Origin of the sequence: Flavobacterium sp. LC2016-23 (genome assembly GCF_009674775.1) — a bacterium.
Taxonomy (GTDB): Bacteria; Bacteroidota; Bacteroidia; order Flavobacteriales; family Flavobacteriaceae; genus Flavobacterium.
Genome location: NZ_WKKE01000027.1, coordinates 1 through 15,009, shown reverse-complemented (window position 1 = coordinate 15,009; position 15,009 = coordinate 1). Strand labels below are relative to the sequence as shown.

Annotated in this window: 12 protein-coding genes; 3 read left to right on the top strand and 9 right to left on the bottom strand. The window is 35.1% G+C overall.

Translation table 11 applies throughout. The features are described from left to right. Positions 1-3 precede the first annotated feature (3 nt). The 5 genes from GJU43_RS22860 to GJU43_RS19795 all read right to left on the bottom strand — a co-directional run bounded on the left by GJU43_RS22860 (position 4) and on the right by GJU43_RS19795 (position 7,810). Complete coding sequence (locus GJU43_RS22860) at positions 4-1,431, bottom strand: antibiotic biosynthesis monooxygenase (protein ID WP_195760072.1); 1,428 nt, start codon at positions 1,429-1,431, stop codon at positions 4-6. A gap of 408 nt (positions 1,432-1,839) precedes the next feature. Beyond that, a complete protein-coding gene (locus GJU43_RS19810; RefSeq protein ID WP_154343245.1) occupies positions 1,840-2,427 on the bottom strand; it encodes a Crp/Fnr family transcriptional regulator in 588 nt (195 codons plus the stop codon). Positions 2,428-2,664: 237 nt separating this feature from the next. Next, entirely contained in the window at positions 2,665-4,614 is a 1,950-nt protein-coding gene (locus tag GJU43_RS19805; RefSeq protein WP_154343243.1) for a sigma 54-interacting transcriptional regulator, read from the bottom strand. Between the two features lie 36 nt (positions 4,615-4,650). After that, a complete protein-coding gene (locus GJU43_RS19800; protein WP_229655093.1) occupies positions 4,651-7,113 on the bottom strand; it encodes a histidine kinase dimerization/phosphoacceptor domain -containing protein in 2,463 nt (820 codons plus the stop codon). 319 nt (positions 7,114-7,432) lie between these two features. After that, positions 7,433-7,810 (bottom strand): helix-turn-helix transcriptional regulator, encoded by a 378-nt coding sequence (locus GJU43_RS19795; RefSeq protein WP_154343241.1) that lies wholly within the window; start codon positions 7,808-7,810, stop codon positions 7,433-7,435. 297 nt (positions 7,811-8,107) lie between these two features. Here GJU43_RS19795 and GJU43_RS19790 point away from each other — a divergent pair, with 297 nt between their 5' ends. Then, positions 8,108-8,806 carry a DUF1826 domain-containing protein gene (locus GJU43_RS19790; RefSeq protein WP_154343239.1) on the top strand — a complete coding sequence of 233 codons (699 nt, stop codon included), beginning with the start codon at positions 8,108-8,110 and terminating at the stop codon, positions 8,804-8,806. 234 nt (positions 8,807-9,040) lie between these two features. On the opposite strand, the gene GJU43_RS19785 is transcribed toward GJU43_RS19790, so the two are convergent. Further along, the gene (locus GJU43_RS19785) at positions 9,041-9,949 is read right to left on the bottom strand and encodes an AraC family transcriptional regulator (RefSeq protein WP_154343237.1); all 909 of its coding nucleotides are present in this window, start codon (positions 9,947-9,949) and stop codon (positions 9,041-9,043) included. A gap of 16 nt (positions 9,950-9,965) precedes the next feature. Next, positions 9,966-10,784, bottom strand: a complete 819-nt coding sequence (locus GJU43_RS19780) for an oxidoreductase (RefSeq protein ID WP_154343235.1) — start codon at positions 10,782-10,784, stop codon at positions 9,966-9,968. Between the two features lie 610 nt (positions 10,785-11,394). Here GJU43_RS19780 and GJU43_RS19775 point away from each other — a divergent pair. Together GJU43_RS19775 and GJU43_RS19770 are read left to right on the top strand one after the other, a co-directional pair. After that, positions 11,395-11,748: a hypothetical protein gene (locus GJU43_RS19775; RefSeq protein WP_154343232.1), complete on the top strand. Its 354-nt coding sequence runs from the start codon at positions 11,395-11,397 to the stop codon at positions 11,746-11,748. Between the two features lie 159 nt (positions 11,749-11,907). Next, positions 11,908-12,408, top strand: a complete 501-nt coding sequence (locus GJU43_RS19770) for a hypothetical protein (protein ID WP_154343230.1) — start codon at positions 11,908-11,910, stop codon at positions 12,406-12,408. A gap of 220 nt (positions 12,409-12,628) precedes the next feature. Here the strand turns inward: GJU43_RS19770 and GJU43_RS19765 are convergent, their stop codons facing one another. Both GJU43_RS19765 and GJU43_RS19760 read right to left on the bottom strand, forming a co-directional pair. Then, the gene (locus GJU43_RS19765; protein ID WP_154343228.1) at positions 12,629-14,374 is read right to left on the bottom strand and encodes a hypothetical protein; all 1,746 of its coding nucleotides are present in this window, start codon (positions 14,372-14,374) and stop codon (positions 12,629-12,631) included. A gap of 84 nt (positions 14,375-14,458) precedes the next feature. Further along, on the bottom strand, positions 14,459-14,752 hold the full coding sequence (locus GJU43_RS19760) for a hypothetical protein (protein WP_195760071.1): 294 nt from the start codon (positions 14,750-14,752) through the stop codon (positions 14,459-14,461). Positions 14,753-15,009 lie beyond the last annotated feature (257 nt).

The window sequence follows — 15,009 nt, the reverse complement described above, 5'->3', positions numbered from 1 at the left end:
TTGCTATTCTCTTGTCATTGGTGCAAACTCGATAAGATTGTGCAGTCCGTTTTGAAAAGGTGGATTTGTAATACTTGTCTGGAGGTAATCCAGTACCGGTTTAATAGGAGGGAAGTTGAGGTGATACTGAAAAGCATCATTACTTCTGAATTTTTCGTAGGTTACAAATTTGGTATCGTCCCCTTCAATTTCTGAAAGCTGATACGTTACTACACCGGGTTCACTGCGAAACTGAGGCATTGCTATATGATACGTATCTTTAAAATTTTGCTGTGTTCCCTTTTTTGCATCCACAAATAACATTACAATAAGCGGGTTGTCTTCTTTTTTGGCTGCGGTACGCCATTGCTCTTTGGTTAAAGGTTCGAGATCTTTAACATAATAGGTTTTAGGAGCATTTTTAAGTGCTTTTTTAGCCAGAGATTCCAGTTCTTTCCCTTGTGGGCCTTTGTTAAAATCTTCCATTTGATTTTCGCTGTTCCATCTTTCAATCAACCAAAGAACATTAGTTTTGTTTTGGTCGTATAAACCTTCAGACATAATATTTCCTTTAGAAGCAAGAGAATAAAAAACATAATCGGAGAATGTTTTTTTAAATGGATCTAAATATTCTTCCTTTACTTCATACTTTGTTATTTTTGAAACCATTTCGACACTATTTAATTGCTGTAAAACGGCTTCGCCAACGGCTTTTGCAGACTGCGGATTCTGGCCGGAAATCAGGCGTTGATCTACCATTACATGAGTTTGCCATAAACCTGATTTTTCAAATAGTGCGCCTCTCTCAATTAGTTTTGATTCTAATAAAAAAGGAACCACTTTATCTAACTTTACGGCAGCTTCTTCCTGATTAGTAAAGGAGGTAACTTTTTTGCCATTTACCAGATATTTCCCATTCGATAATTTTATGTTTACCAGTCCTGCGGGACCGTGGCATACTGCGCTTACAATGCCATTGTTTTCGTATATTTTAGCTGCTATTAAGGCAAGCTGTTTGTTATTGGGAAAATCCCAAATTGCACCATGTCCGCCAGCATAATGTATGGCCGTGTAATTTTCAGGTTTTACATCAGACGGTTTCATTGTGTTTTCGATCTTTTGGCGGTATTTTGTATTATTCCAAAACTTTTTATTGATAGCATCTCCCAAATTAAAACCGTCTACGGGAGCATGACCGCCTTTCGGACTGACAAAATCAATTTCGTATCCTGCATTGACAAGCAGATCCCACGGATGTGTTACTTCAGAAAGATAAAAACCTGTAGGTTCCCCCGTGCTTCCTTTTTTATCGTGATTGGTAACTACGAATAAAATTTTCTTTTTCATATTATCAGAATTTTTAGCTTTACTATTCCCTGCAATAATCAGGAACATATTTATTGTTATGATCAGGGCTTTTTTGATTTTTAAACGATATGTTGCTGTTTTCATAGTTTTTGGTTTTAGGATTATATTTTCGCTCCGTTAAATATTCTTTGTTAGGACTATTAGCTTTGTTACTGAAACAAATTTCCGGAATGCATACTATCCGGAGGTTGATTCAACTCACACTTTTAAACTAATTGCACACTTTTATTCGAACCATTTATTTACATCGCAAAATTAGTTTCATCCTTTTTTCAAAACCATTGACTTTGGTTAAGAACGTTTTTTCGATTGAATAAAATCCTGATTAGATGTTGTTTAAATTTGGTTGTTGCTTATGAGAATTTAAGTATTCTGAAAAAGGAAGTGTAGTGGGATTTTCAATAAAAATGGCAGAAGCAGCTATTATGCAGCGCTGTTTGAGCCATAAAAAAGCGTGATAAAATCACGCTTAGTTTGCCAGGTTTGTATCGCTCATGTGCGATTTCCATTATATGTTACATTCGTATAAAGGCGGCTAAGAGTCTCACGACGCAATCCTAAATATTCCGCAATATATTTTTTCGGTATTTTTTGCGTGATATTGGGGTAGAGTTGTGCAAATTTTTCATAACGCTGTTTTGGATTGTCAGACAATAAGGATATAATGCGCCGCTGTTGAGAAGAATAGATTTTGGTTAGGGTTATTCTAAAGAAATGTTCCATTTTGTGGAGTTCAGAAGCCAGTTTTTCCCTTGCAAATATGGTGAGACACAAGATTTCGGCATCTTCCATACAAATGATATTGATTTGGGACTCTGTTTGATTAAAATAAGCGTTATAGTCGGATAACCACCAATTTTTAAGGGCAAATTGTACGATGTGTTCTTTTCCGTCATCGGTAAGATAAAAGGCTCTTAAAGTACCTTTGATGATCCAGTATTCGCATTCAACTTTATCCCCGTTCTGAATTAGGTATTGATTTTTTTTTAGGCTCTTTTCCGTAAAGAAGGTTTTAATATAGGCAAATTCTTCGTCGGTAACAGGTGTAATTTCTTCAATATGATTTCGTAGTGGATCCATGGCTTCTAAATCATTTTAAATAGATTTTGTTCTGGTCTTCGTACAAGTATGACCAAGAACATGCCAATAATGTATAAAAGAAAAATTTAAAGGATTTTGCTTCTGAAACCCTTTAAAAAGCAGTAGTTTCAATTTAAAGTTCGGATAATAGTGTGAGAAATAATCTCCGAAGTTTTAGGAGATTATTTTAGGAAACCCCGAAAATTTCGGAGAAATTCTAAAAGCAGCGCGGTTCAGTTACTTTAGAAAATCTTCTTTTTTAATCTGCAGCTTTGCCATTTTTGATTCTAATGTTGTTGGTTTGATGTTTAGTAAAACAGCAGCTCCTGCGGCACCTCGTATCCTGCCATTTACTTTTTTCAGAACGGAAATTATATACTCACGTTCTGTTTCCCTTTGGATATTCCTTACATCTTCCAGGTTTTGTATGTCTTTTTTAGTAGCTATTTCCGATGAGGTTATACTAAGATTTTGTTTTAATTCTAATTTAGAGCTTCCTTCGTTTAAAATAACAGATCGTTGTATGACGTTTTCCAGTTCACGAATATTTCCCGGCCAGTGATAATGATACAATTGTTCTGTCATTGCTGCGGTTATACCCGTAAAAGCTTTATTGAATTCGCTGCTGAACTTTTTAGCAAAATAGAGTGCTAATTCGTTTATATCGGTTTTGCGTTCCCGTAATGGAGGCAGTGTAATAGGGAAAACATTTAATCGATAATAGAGATCGAGTCTAAACCTTCCTGTAGCAACTTCTTTTTCCAGATTTCGGTTTGTTGCCGCAACAATGCGTATGTCTACTTTTTTGGGTGTGTTGCCTCCAATAGAGTCAATTTCTTTTTCCTGCAGCACCCGCAAGAGTTTGACCTGCATCTCTAAAGTTAATTCCCCAATCTCGTCTAAAAAAATTGTTCCGCCATCTGCCAGTTCAAATTTTCCTTTTCTCTTCTCCAAAGCGCCGGTAAAAGCCCCCTTTTCGTGACCAAATAATTCAGATTCTATAAGGCCGGATGGGATAGCCGCACAGTTTACTTTTATAAAAGGCCCATTTTTTCTCATTGAAAGTGTGTGAACAGACTGCGCAATTTTCTCTTTTCCGGTGCCGCTTTCCCCCAGGATAAGAACAGCTGTGTTATAATTTGAAACTTTTAATACCATATCTAAAGCCTCCAGTAAAAGGGGATGTTTTCCAATAATAGTATTAAAATCTAACTGGTTTTCTGTTTTAGAATTTTCTTTCGTTTTATGACCGGCTTTGTTTTGGAAACTTGCGGATTCAAAGTTTGCTATGCTTTTTTTAATTAGTGCTGAGAAAGATGTTTTTAAACGATTCAGCAAATCAGTGTGAAAATTCGAATAATTATTTTGTTTACGGCTGCAGAAGAGGTATCTCACCTTTCTTTGATCATTTATGAAGAAAGGAAAGATCAGATACGATTCAGTCTTAAAATGATTTTTTATGAAATGTAAGACGGCATCCTCATTTAGTGTTTCATTGCGATATACAATAGTCTCTTTTTCAATACTACTGTTTTTAAGCATGGATGTAACGGAACTGCTGTTTAAACCGGTAATAGCCACTAATTCTTCTTTGGCTATAAATTGATATTCATCAAAACCGGTACGCAAATATCCTGAAGTATTTACATGCTCATGATCCTGTTCATCGTACTGCGATACCATAAGGTCGAAAGGGATATAGGGCTGTAGTATCCGGGCAATCTTCAGTACATATTCTTCGGGTTTTAGAGTGTCAGTATCTATTGCTTTCATTTTTTTTTGCAGCAGGGCTTCCTGTACGACTATGGATTCCAGACTGTTTTGGTGCCGATAGGAGGCAATCTCCAAAGCTATAAGCAAATCTTTTTCCCGGAAGGGTTTAACAAGAAATCCATAAGGATCCGTTTTCTTTGCCTGCTCAAGTATTTTCTGATCTGAATTAGCAGACAAAAAAATAAAGGCTATATTTTCATCTTTTAATTTTTTTGCGAGATCAATTCCGGATTGTTTTCCTTCCAGTCGAATATCCAGCAACACGAGATCGGGCCTGGATTTTTTTATAAATACATCAGCTTCTTCCGCTGAAACGGCAATTCCGATAACATCATAGCCTGCCTGCTTTAGCGTCAGGCGCAGATCATTGGCTACAATAAATTCATCTTCTACAATTAATACTTTATTGCTCATACAATATAGTTTGATTATTTGAAATCCGGTCTAAAACTATTTATTTAGATGTATAAATTTAACCATTATATGTACGCCGTTATTATTTTCAATAGTAAAGCTGCCTTTTAACTGTTTGGTAAGTCCCTGCATAAGATCATGACCAAGGGAGTAATGTTCTGACTTTTCAGGGAAACTGGTTAGACCAATGCCGTTATCGGATATTTTGAGTAAAAGCGAGTCGTTACCGTCGGGCTGCAAACTAATATTTATGATTCCCTTTTGTCCTTCCAGAAATGCATATTTAATTGCGTTTACAATACTTTCGGTTATGATTAACCCTAACGGAATGGCTTGTGATAAATCAAGCGCTATTGGAGCAATATTTTTCTCAAAAACAATTTGATTTTCGCTGTCAAAACTTTCATGCAGATAATGAACCAGATCGCTGATATATTCCGGCATTGCTATTGTAGAAATAGTATCGTCCTGATAAAGTTTCTGATGTATCATTGCCATGGCCTGCATTCTGCGAAGGCTGTCTTTAACAGCCATTTTTGCATCATCGTCTTCCAGATAGAGTGATTGTGAATTGAGCAGACTTGTAACCATTTGAAGATTGTTTTTAACACGATGGTGTACTTCCTTAATTAGCCATTCTTTTTCTTTCAGTAATTTTTCCTGTTCCATATTTAACGTTTCTAAAAACACGTTTTTCTGATCTAATTCCCGTTGGTTCGCTTCAAGTTTACGATTGCTTTTTTGTTTGATGATATAGCGATTTAGCAATAATCCAATAATGACCAGCAATAATAATGCACCAATCAGAATAATGTTTTTTGCTCTTTCAGCCTGCTGAGACCGTATATGCTGTAGCTGGTTCTGGGTGTTCAGTATTTTGATACTTTTATCTTTTTTATCGGCCTCATATTTAATAAATAATTCGGCTATTTTTTTTTGCTGTTCTTTGCCAAATGCAGAATCTTTAAACTTTTGACTCAATTGTAAATTCTTTATGGCATCTGCATATTTATGTTCTGTGGAATCTATTTTAAAGAGATTGTAGTAATACTCACTTTTTTTAGCATGACCAATTTCGAAAGAAGGATTAATTCCTTTATGGAGCAGTTCTCTCGCCAGAGCGGTTTTTCCACGATTCCGGTAGAAGGCAGATATCCTGAAAAATGCAGCCGGAAATTCATCGTGTACATGATCAGTCGGGAAATTTTGTATGCTATTCAGAAAAATCTTGTAGTTTTTTTCTGCTAGATCTGTCTTTTTTAGATTTTCATAAGTTTCTCCAAGTAAAAGAGCATAATGCATTTTCTCAAAATCGGTGCGGGCAGGGAATGAACTTCCGGTTTCCTTTAACAGCGACAAAGCCTGTGTGTACCTGCCCATACTGTTTAACAGTTCAACAGTAACCAGAAAGGTTTTGTACCAGTAGAGTTTTGTATCTTCAGACCTGTTTTCTAATGCTTTTTTATACCATGCTAAAGCATCTTCATTTTTTTTAAGATATTGATATAATCCTGCCCGACGGCTAAAAAATATACTTTTAAAAGTAGAATCTGCTTTAGATCGCATACTTGCTATGCTTTTATTGGAATAAGATAAGGCGCTAAGAAGATCACCCTCCCGGTAAGAAAGGTAGGAGAGAACGTCGAAGGCATATTGATTGTGATGATACTTTATTTCTTTTTGCAGTTTTACTATTTTCCGGATCAGTTTTTCGGATTCCTTATACCTCCTGGCAATAAAATATTCAACATTTATTTGTGAGAGTGTTTCAATCTCTTTTTCTTTTTCCTGATGGGCATGAAATATAGAAAGTGCCTTTTCAAATTTTGCAAGCCTCATCGGATGTCCATATTGTAATGCCTGGCCCGCATTTAATAGAGCTCTTGCCTGATCGGGATAATTTTTAGTTTGTTTGCAAAGTTCCTCAACTGTAGAAAATAATTTCTGGCTTTCCTCTGTCAGCCCTCTCTGATGCAGTAAATACGCCTTTAGCATTAAGGCTCCAATTTTCCATTTGGTTATTTTTTCCTCCCGTAAAACTTTATTTATATAGTTTTCGGCCTGATCAAGATCTCCTTTTTGACTACCAGGTTTGAAGAGGTAATAACTACTTAATTCAAGTAACAGTAAAAGCCTGTTTTCGCCTTTTAGCGCCATAAGCAAAGACTGTGCTTTCTTCACTTTTCCTTGTTCCAATAATTGGGTTTCAATTGTAGATTTTCCATTACTGTAGATTTCATTATAAGGAATGAGAATACTTAAATCATAAATTTTACAAGAAGTTCTGACGGCACTGTCCATATCAATTTGTCCCTGACTAATAGTATGTAAATAGTCAGCCGTTATGTGAACAAGTAATCGTTGTTTTTTTATGTCATTATATCCTGTCTTATTAGATTGTCCGTATATCGTTATATTATATAATAGTAGCAGGAAAAACACTTTTTTTGCTACTGTAAACGGTATCGAAATGGAATAACGTGGCTCACAATTCATCATAACACCCCAGGTATAAAAGTTTTATAATCAGGTATAAGAGATTAAATATAAAAAAAAATATAGAATTATTTTTTATTTAATGTATTGATTATAAGATGTATAGCGTTATGCTCCGGAGCTGGAGGTTTGCGATCAATAAAAAGCACTAGAGAAACGTTCCCCAAAAAAAGGACTTATAAGTGTACTCGGGAAATGACACCAGAACAGATTCGAACCTAAGCCAGGCGAGCCTGCTCATTAATGGTTTTGTGCTTTTAAAATGAATCCGTACGACGATTTTGCGACAAAACTTAGAGAAACAATTCCAAACTTTTTTGTGTTAATGCGGGCCATACCTATTTTTATAATGGTCCAATTCACTTTCTGTTTTATTTAAAAGCTTTTCTAAAAGTTTTATTTTGTCCTCATAAAGTCCTTTTAGAACATTACAACTCGTATGAGAATTGATGTTGTTATTATAATTAGGTGTATGTAAACCTTTAAAGTACCTCTGACTGTCAAAACTTATGATATCTTCGATGCTAACTTCTAAAATCCTGCTAATTTCTTCTAATTTAACGTAGGATAAAGTAGTTTTTCCTTTTTCAATTTTACTATATCCAGCCTGAGTGATACCAAGTTGGTAAGCCATATATTCCTGAGTGTAATTTCTTAACTCTCTGATAGTTTTAATTTTGTTTTTTACTGAAGGGTTCATGTAATCGATGCAGACGATAATGTAACTGGAGTCTGTTTTGAATTGAAAATGAGTTGTTTAAGGCCGTTTCAGGCCGTTTTTGCTTATTGTTTTTTTTTCACTAAAATAAAATTTTCCTGTTGCTGTAATTAGGACAAAATACGTTATTTATAGGATTATTGTCTCCTGCTGAAAATTTACGGATTGAAACAAAATACATTACATTTTAAATGATTTACTGATGGTAAAAAGACCACAACTGCCTGCTATTCTATATTTTTGTAAAACACGAAATAACTAATTTGTTAATAGCATACCATGAACAATACATTTTCTGACAACAGCCAAATTGGTATCGTATCTTCTTTCTCTGACCTTGTACAGACCGATTTCAGGGGAGAAATGAATGCACTATGCTGGTACAGAAACCTGGAGGGCGATTTTAAAGAGATTGTAGCCCGGTTATCTTTAAAAGAAAATATAACAGAAGTGGATCGGGAAGATCTGATCGCACTCCAACTCTCAGAAAAGGGGAACAGAGCAAGGGAACTCATTTTAACGGATTTACAGGTATTAACCGATTTAGGCGCTTCGCCGGCTCTTAATTTACTGAAGTGTTACGAGCGTGATGATGAATTTGATTTTATATCTACAGATGTGTATTCGTTTCATGTAGATCGTTCGCCCATTGCCACAGATACTTTTTTATGCACCTATCACGGGGCGGCAAGTGATATTATTCCGAACGCGCAGGCAGAACAGAAAATCCTGATTCCGGAAATCCGGACAAAGTTAAAAGAGCTTTACGATGGACCACCGGAAGGATTCGAAGACTTTTTGAAGGATAATTATTTTGATTTGCATTATCAGGTACATGCCGATGTGGAGCCTGTTAATTTAGGCGTAGGGCATCTTTGGCGGCTGGCTGTAGATCATCCGAAACAGCAAGTGCTGCCTTGTATTCACAGGGCACCTGTAGAAAGGGAAGGGGAGTATCGGTTGTTGTTGATTTGTTAGGGAAATAATTATGATTTTGTGAACAAAACAAGGATATTTAACGGGGCATAAAATCACGATTCAGACTACTGATTTGCGTGACAATCTGACTAAAAAGGAACAAATACCTAAAAATACCAATGAAGCATTAAGCTGAAAATCCTGATCTGCCTTTTCTTTTGCTGACGAGCGTCCCGCCTGCCAACAGTGGAAACCTTAGCTGTCGTAAGCGGGCGATCTCAGTATAGCGTAAAGCTAATTCAATAGTTTATATTCCTGTGGTGTAAGTCCTGTTTTGCTTTTAAATAAGCGACTAAAATAATGTGGATAGTTAAAGCCCAGATTATAAGCAATACCGCTTATCGTTTCATTTTCGATAAGCAATAATGTTTTAGCTTTTTCGACAATGAAATTATTTACGTGATCTTTTAATGCGTATCCTGTTTCTTTTTTCAGTAAGTCGCTTAAATAATTTCCTGAAAGATGTATTTTCCCTGAAAAATATTCCACAGAAGGGATGCCTGTTTCTGCAAATTTGCCACTTTTATAATAGCTGTTTAACAGCGTATGAAACTGGCTCACCACATCAGAGTTTTGTGCAGACCGGGTGTTGAACTGCCTTTCATAATAACGTCTTGATAAATTCAGTAACAATTCCAATGAAGAGGCAATTACAGTTTGGCTATGATTGTCAATTCGCTCCGAAATTTCATTTTGAATCATGGTTTTACAATCGGTAATAGTCTTTTGTTCTGTATCTGATAAATGCAGCGCTTCATATACGTCATAAGCAAAAAAGCCGTATTCGTCAATACTTCGTCCCAAAGCCACATTGCGAATTAAATCGGGATGGAAAAATAACATCCATCCCTTTATTTCATCTAAATGTTGTGTTTTTGACACGGACTGTACCTGGCCGGGTGCTGTAAATAGGAGTACACCTTCGTCAAAATCATAGTGGTTTCTTCCGTATTGCAAACCACAACTTTTATCTTTTAAACCAACAGTATACAATTCTGAGGTGTATTTTACACCAACATACTTTTCCGGAATTTCCCATTTTGAAACATCAATGATACTAATCATTGGATGTGTGGGTTTTTCAAATCCAAAAACCTCATGCAGTTGGCTTATTGACTTTATATTTTGAATCTCCTGATGCATTTCTTTACCTTTTAATTTATTTAACCTGACTCATTATGACGTAGTCGTAGACTTTGTCGCCAAACCATTTTCTGACTGCCATTGCAGGTTTTGCTCCAAAGCCTTTTACATAACGGGTTTTTGGGCTTTTGTCTGTTGCTGCTTTTGCAATTGTCTTGCCTAATACGTTCACATCAGTATTTTGCCTGCCATTGTAGATTCGTATGGTGTTCTCGGTTATTTTATTTGCAAAGTTAGCGTAAGCTCCTTTGCCTGAAGTTTTCTTTAAGTTTTCTGCTGCAATTTTTCCCCATTCAGTTTTAATAATACCAGGTTCTACCACTACAACGTCAATCCCAAATTCTTTTAGTTCCAGCCTCAGGCAATCGCTGTAACCTTCTACCGCATGTTTTGTGGCGTGGTACCAGGCACCAAGTGGTGTATATATTTTACCTCCCATAGAAGAAATGTTTACGATTCTGCCTGATTTCTGGGTACGCATGGCTGGCAGGATTAACTGTGTCAGTCTTGCCATTCCAAAGAGATTTACTTCAAATTGTCTTCTTGCTTCGTCAAGTGGTACATCTTCTACGGCTCCGTAAGATCCATATCCTGCATTGTTAACTAAAATATCAATTCTGCCTTCTTTTTTAAGAATAGTGTTTACAGCTTCCACTATTGAGGCGTCATGGGTTAAGTCAAGGGAAACTACACCCATACCTTTTGCTTTTAAGTCATTCATTTCTTCGGTACGTCTTGCCGCACCATAAACGATATAGCCCTGGCTAAACAATTCATGAGCCGTTGATTTTCCCATTCCTGAACTTGCTCCTGTTATTAATGCTACTTTTTTCATTTTTCTAAATTTTAAATTGTTTTTAAATTATTTACAAGGCAAAAGTAGAATGAATACACAGGGTGAAATAACACAAGTAACTGAATGACTAACACAAATCACGGAATGTCAGGTTTTGGGCTTTTAGGCGGGGTACTCCTGGCTTGCGTACCTGATATACACCGGCTAATTTAGGGCGGCTATCTTCCTGTTTACAGATGAAGATGTGCTGCTTCATCAACTGGCGTTTTACAATACTACAAAAAAAACCATACGATTGGCATTTTTTGGTTAATCAAAATTTATTTTTTGAAATAGTAAAACTAAGGTTGGCTATTATGAAGTGTATTAAGAAATAAAGTCGTCAATCTATTGTAGGACGACTCATTAAACTTAATCCTAAAATAGATCTACATTCAAATTTATAAAATATTTACCAGCGGGCGATTATTTGGCAAATCCCAATAAGGGGGGCTCAATTTGGTCTCAAACCCGCTGAAGTACCAGAACGTTATGCCTTATTTTAAATTGAACTAAATGAAAAATTAAGCTTTTGATTCAAATCTAATTTTAATTACTCTATTTTCGTGTGGGCAAAATGGAAATAATAATCAATAGATCTGAATCAAAAATGAATTTAAAAGAAAGCGCAGAAATTAAAAAAACATACCAAAACTTAAGTATAGGAATGACTGATTTCATTCAACCTGGCGAAACTGAATACACAAAGTCTGACGTTGAAAAATGTATGTCATTAATTGACAATTTTTTAAACGAAATTTCTAAATCTGACTCAAAAGAAGTTGGGCTTTTGAGCGCTAAGAAAGTTGTACTTGAGCTTAATGAACTTAATGAAAAGTGTGAATATGAATTAATCGAAACAGAACAAAGAGAACAGATTGCAGATATAATCATTTTAGCTGGACACCTCAAAGGTTACAATGGCCGAAATGAAGATATAACAGAAGAATGGCGTGAATGGTAAAAAACAAAGCATAAAAGCTACTACAACAGATTCGGCCAATTGGCTTAATGGGAAGTTGGTTTTGTATTTGGGAAATTATGCATAATGGAAAAATCTCACCTTTTTAATCCCAAACCTCGTGTATCGCCAGAAGGATAGCACTAATCATAAAAAAACGAAATGACAAAAACACTTTTATTTTCATCTCTAATCTTCACTCTATTTTCTTGCAACAAGAATGTAAAATCCGAAGTAGTTAAAAATAATCAAACATCACATCAAACTGCAATTTCATCAGAAAAAAAATCAAATAAAAATTTAGAAATTAAGCTTGATTTATTTAAAACTGTTCCAGATACAATTGACGGTTGCGGAGAATATTATACGCTTGAAAGTGAAAATGATAATAGTAAAAATTATATATTTTTATCAAATCTCTCAAATTTTGCAATTATAAAAGTTAGTGGTAAAAATGTGTTTTTACAAAAAGATTCTATAAATAGCAAAGAAATTTCTAAAGATGAATATTTAGAAATATATAGTGGAAATGGATTTAAAGCCACATTAAAAATTAAAGTTATAAAAAAATATGATGAAGGAGGTTTTTATAAAGGAACTTTAAAAATAAATAATAAGGAAAAAGAAACTGATTATAAAATTAAAGGAGAATCTGGATGCTAAAAACAACTAGTGCCAACAGGTACAACGGAGATTTATAAAAAGAGTTCAAAAAGAAAAATGTGCTACCAGAGTAATATCTGGTAGCACGTTTTTTTGTTTTAATTGATACTCTTTGCGGGTGCGAAGTCAGGAGACGTTCGCACAGCGTATGTGATAAATTTGTTATTTGTAAAGAACTCCAAACAATCATTCACATTGTTTACAAAATCATCCACTCTTTTTATTTTTCGTAAAATTCCCAGTCATCCGTTAACTTCATAATCAGATTGTAATTTTTCTCGTAATAATCGTCTGTTTCCCTATGATTTCTGGGGTTGTACGCTTCAATAACAAAATTATTGTAATCCATAATAAATCCATTTGGATTACTGAATTTGAAACGTAGTTTCCGAATCTCTACATCATTTCTTTCGTACGATTTCAAGATATACAAATTGCCTTTATAGATATGAAAACAGGAATTATAACCTGTATCGTTATTAAAATCTCTTTGGCGATCGTACTCCAGTGCGTTACTGCTTTGGTCAAGCAACTCCTTTAAAGTGTCCAGGTTTTTTGTTTTTTGCTGCTCAGCATGCAGCATCAAAACATTGAAATCGGGAAAGGACAGGAGCGTAGTGTCATTGACCACGTAACAGCCTATTTTTTCTTCAGACGGATACCCTTCTTTTTTTAAAAGGTTAATTAATTTGCCCGTCACTCTTTCTGTGGTTTCGTATAAAACTTTTGGATTTTTTCGGTTTTCCAATCCATAATCAGCCTGATCTTCCTCGAGCAAATCGTCAACTTCTTTTAGGAGTCTGAGATTCCAATGGCCTTGTGCCTCTTTGCAAATGGAATCGTATTTCGTGCTAAAATTTTTCCATTCCGGGTTTTTCCGCATGGAAGTAAAAATCTTAGCATTAAAATAGGGCAGTTCCACCCCTTTTAGAGCCAGTTTTTTGCTCCACTCAAAAGCAGTTTTCAAATCTCTCGATAAAATAGCACAACGAATAGCATTATGAATGTCTCTTGCGAATACTACGGGGTAATTTTGACTCAGCGTATTATATTCTTCTTTTGCTTTGGCATATTGTCTGGCAAAAATATAATTCTCGGCATTTTTGGTGTAGGTGTAGTAGTTGACTTCTCCTTTCCGTGCCTTTTCTTTTTCAATATCCGATACCAGTCTGTTATTGGTAATTAATGGCTTACAGTTCGTTTCTTTTCTTTCAGCGCTCTTTTTTACTTTTTTCTTATTTGGGTTATAAATCATGGAACCCAGATCAAAAATCTCGGAATAGTTTGAACCTGATCCAAAGGCAAGCCATGTTTTTGCTGTGATTTTGCCAATTATTTTAAAAGGATGTCTTACCGCAAGTTTGATTTTGGAATACGCATAGGTCTTAAAGTAAAAAGCAGGAAATTTATCCAGTACTGTAAACGCATCAATTTCTTTATTATTCCATTTTACTTCTACACTATCTCTGTTTACAATTTTGCCTAAGTAACACGCTTTTATCGTATCTGTTTTTTCTCCAAGATAGATATGAACATAGTCTTGTTGCTTTTTAGTGTGTATAAATTCATTCGAACCCCAATTGTTATTTCCGGTCACATAACCTTCTATAGTTATCCTATTGTCTTTCGGATTATAAATGCAGGTACTGATCTCTACTTTTAAAAAGCACATCGATAAATATTCCACAAAATTAAAGTTCCTGAAATTTTTGCTCCTGAAGGTAACCCCATAATTTACAATTCCTTTGTAATTGCGGTCATCTACAAAATAAGAGATGCTGTCTTTTGATTTTGAAAACCAATTGTCCCCGGTCTTCCATAAATTATAGACCTGATCGGCTGTTTTGTTAGTATCAAAATCACGCTGATTATAGTTTTTATAACCCGGTTTGTTTTGACTTAACGATACAGGGATGGAAGCAATGTTTACTAAGACAATGAGGAGTTTTACAAGTATTTTTTTCAAAATAGGAATCAGTTAAGGAAGAAAATAAATAAAGAGTATTCAAAACAAGTCTGGATTTGCCTTTAAAAATCCAGACTAAAATAACTATAAAGACGATAGCGACGGATCGAGATCTTCTTGTTTTAATGCTAAAGAAGGAAGTTTTTCACCTGGAACAACCTGTACAAATCTTACATTGCTTCTGTTATGAAACGTAAGTATTCCGTTTCTGTACGAGTCATATCCATAGTCATAAATGGCATTTTGTTTTAAGAGCCCATGAGGTCCTTTAGTGGTTTTGCCACTACTTACCGTACCGCCACCACTGAGGTTAACCATTTGTTCTCTTTTTAAAGTACTGTCTTTAAACTTTTCTAATTTTAAGCTTTCCAGTTTCATAAGTATATCATTTAAATTATTTATAGTGTCCAAAATCATCAGCCTTTTTATGATAGATCAAAAATCATCATCCGCTCTTTTATTTCTCGTAAAGTTTCCAGTCATCCGTTAACTTCATAATCAGATTGTAATTTTCCTCGTAATAATCGTCTGTTTCCTTATGATTTTCGGGGTCGTACGCTTCAATAACAAAATTATTGTAATCCATAATAAATCCATTTGGATTACTGAATTTGAAACGTAGTTTCCGAATCTCT

Bases quoted from the DNA above. Each gene is read 5' to 3' on its own strand.
- GJU43_RS22860 (WP_195760072.1), bottom strand. From the start codon at position 1,431: ATGAAAACAGCAACATATCGTTTAAAAATCAAAAAAGCCCTGATCATA.
- GJU43_RS19810 (WP_154343245.1), bottom strand. From the start codon at position 2,427: ATGGATCCACTACGAAATCATATTGAAGAAATTACACCTGTTACCGAC.
- GJU43_RS19805 (WP_154343243.1), bottom strand. From the start codon at position 4,614: ATGAGCAATAAAGTATTAATTGTAGAAGATGAATTTATTGTAGCCAAT.
- GJU43_RS19800 (WP_229655093.1), bottom strand. From the start codon at position 7,113: ATGATGAATTGTGAGCCACGTTATTCCATTTCGATACCGTTTACAGTA.
- GJU43_RS19795 (WP_154343241.1), bottom strand. From the start codon at position 7,810: ATGAACCCTTCAGTAAAAAACAAAATTAAAACTATCAGAGAGTTAAGA.
- GJU43_RS19790 (WP_154343239.1), top strand. From the start codon at position 8,108: ATGAACAATACATTTTCTGACAACAGCCAAATTGGTATCGTATCTTCT.
- GJU43_RS19785 (WP_154343237.1), bottom strand. From the start codon at position 9,949: ATGCATCAGGAGATTCAAAATATAAAGTCAATAAGCCAACTGCATGAG.
- GJU43_RS19780 (WP_154343235.1), bottom strand. From the start codon at position 10,784: ATGAAAAAAGTAGCATTAATAACAGGAGCAAGTTCAGGAATGGGAAAA.
- GJU43_RS19775 (WP_154343232.1), top strand. From the start codon at position 11,395: ATGAATTTAAAAGAAAGCGCAGAAATTAAAAAAACATACCAAAACTTA.
- GJU43_RS19770 (WP_154343230.1), top strand. From the start codon at position 11,908: ATGACAAAAACACTTTTATTTTCATCTCTAATCTTCACTCTATTTTCT.
- GJU43_RS19760 (WP_195760071.1), bottom strand. From the start codon at position 14,752: ATGAAACTGGAAAGCTTAAAATTAGAAAAGTTTAAAGACAGTACTTTA.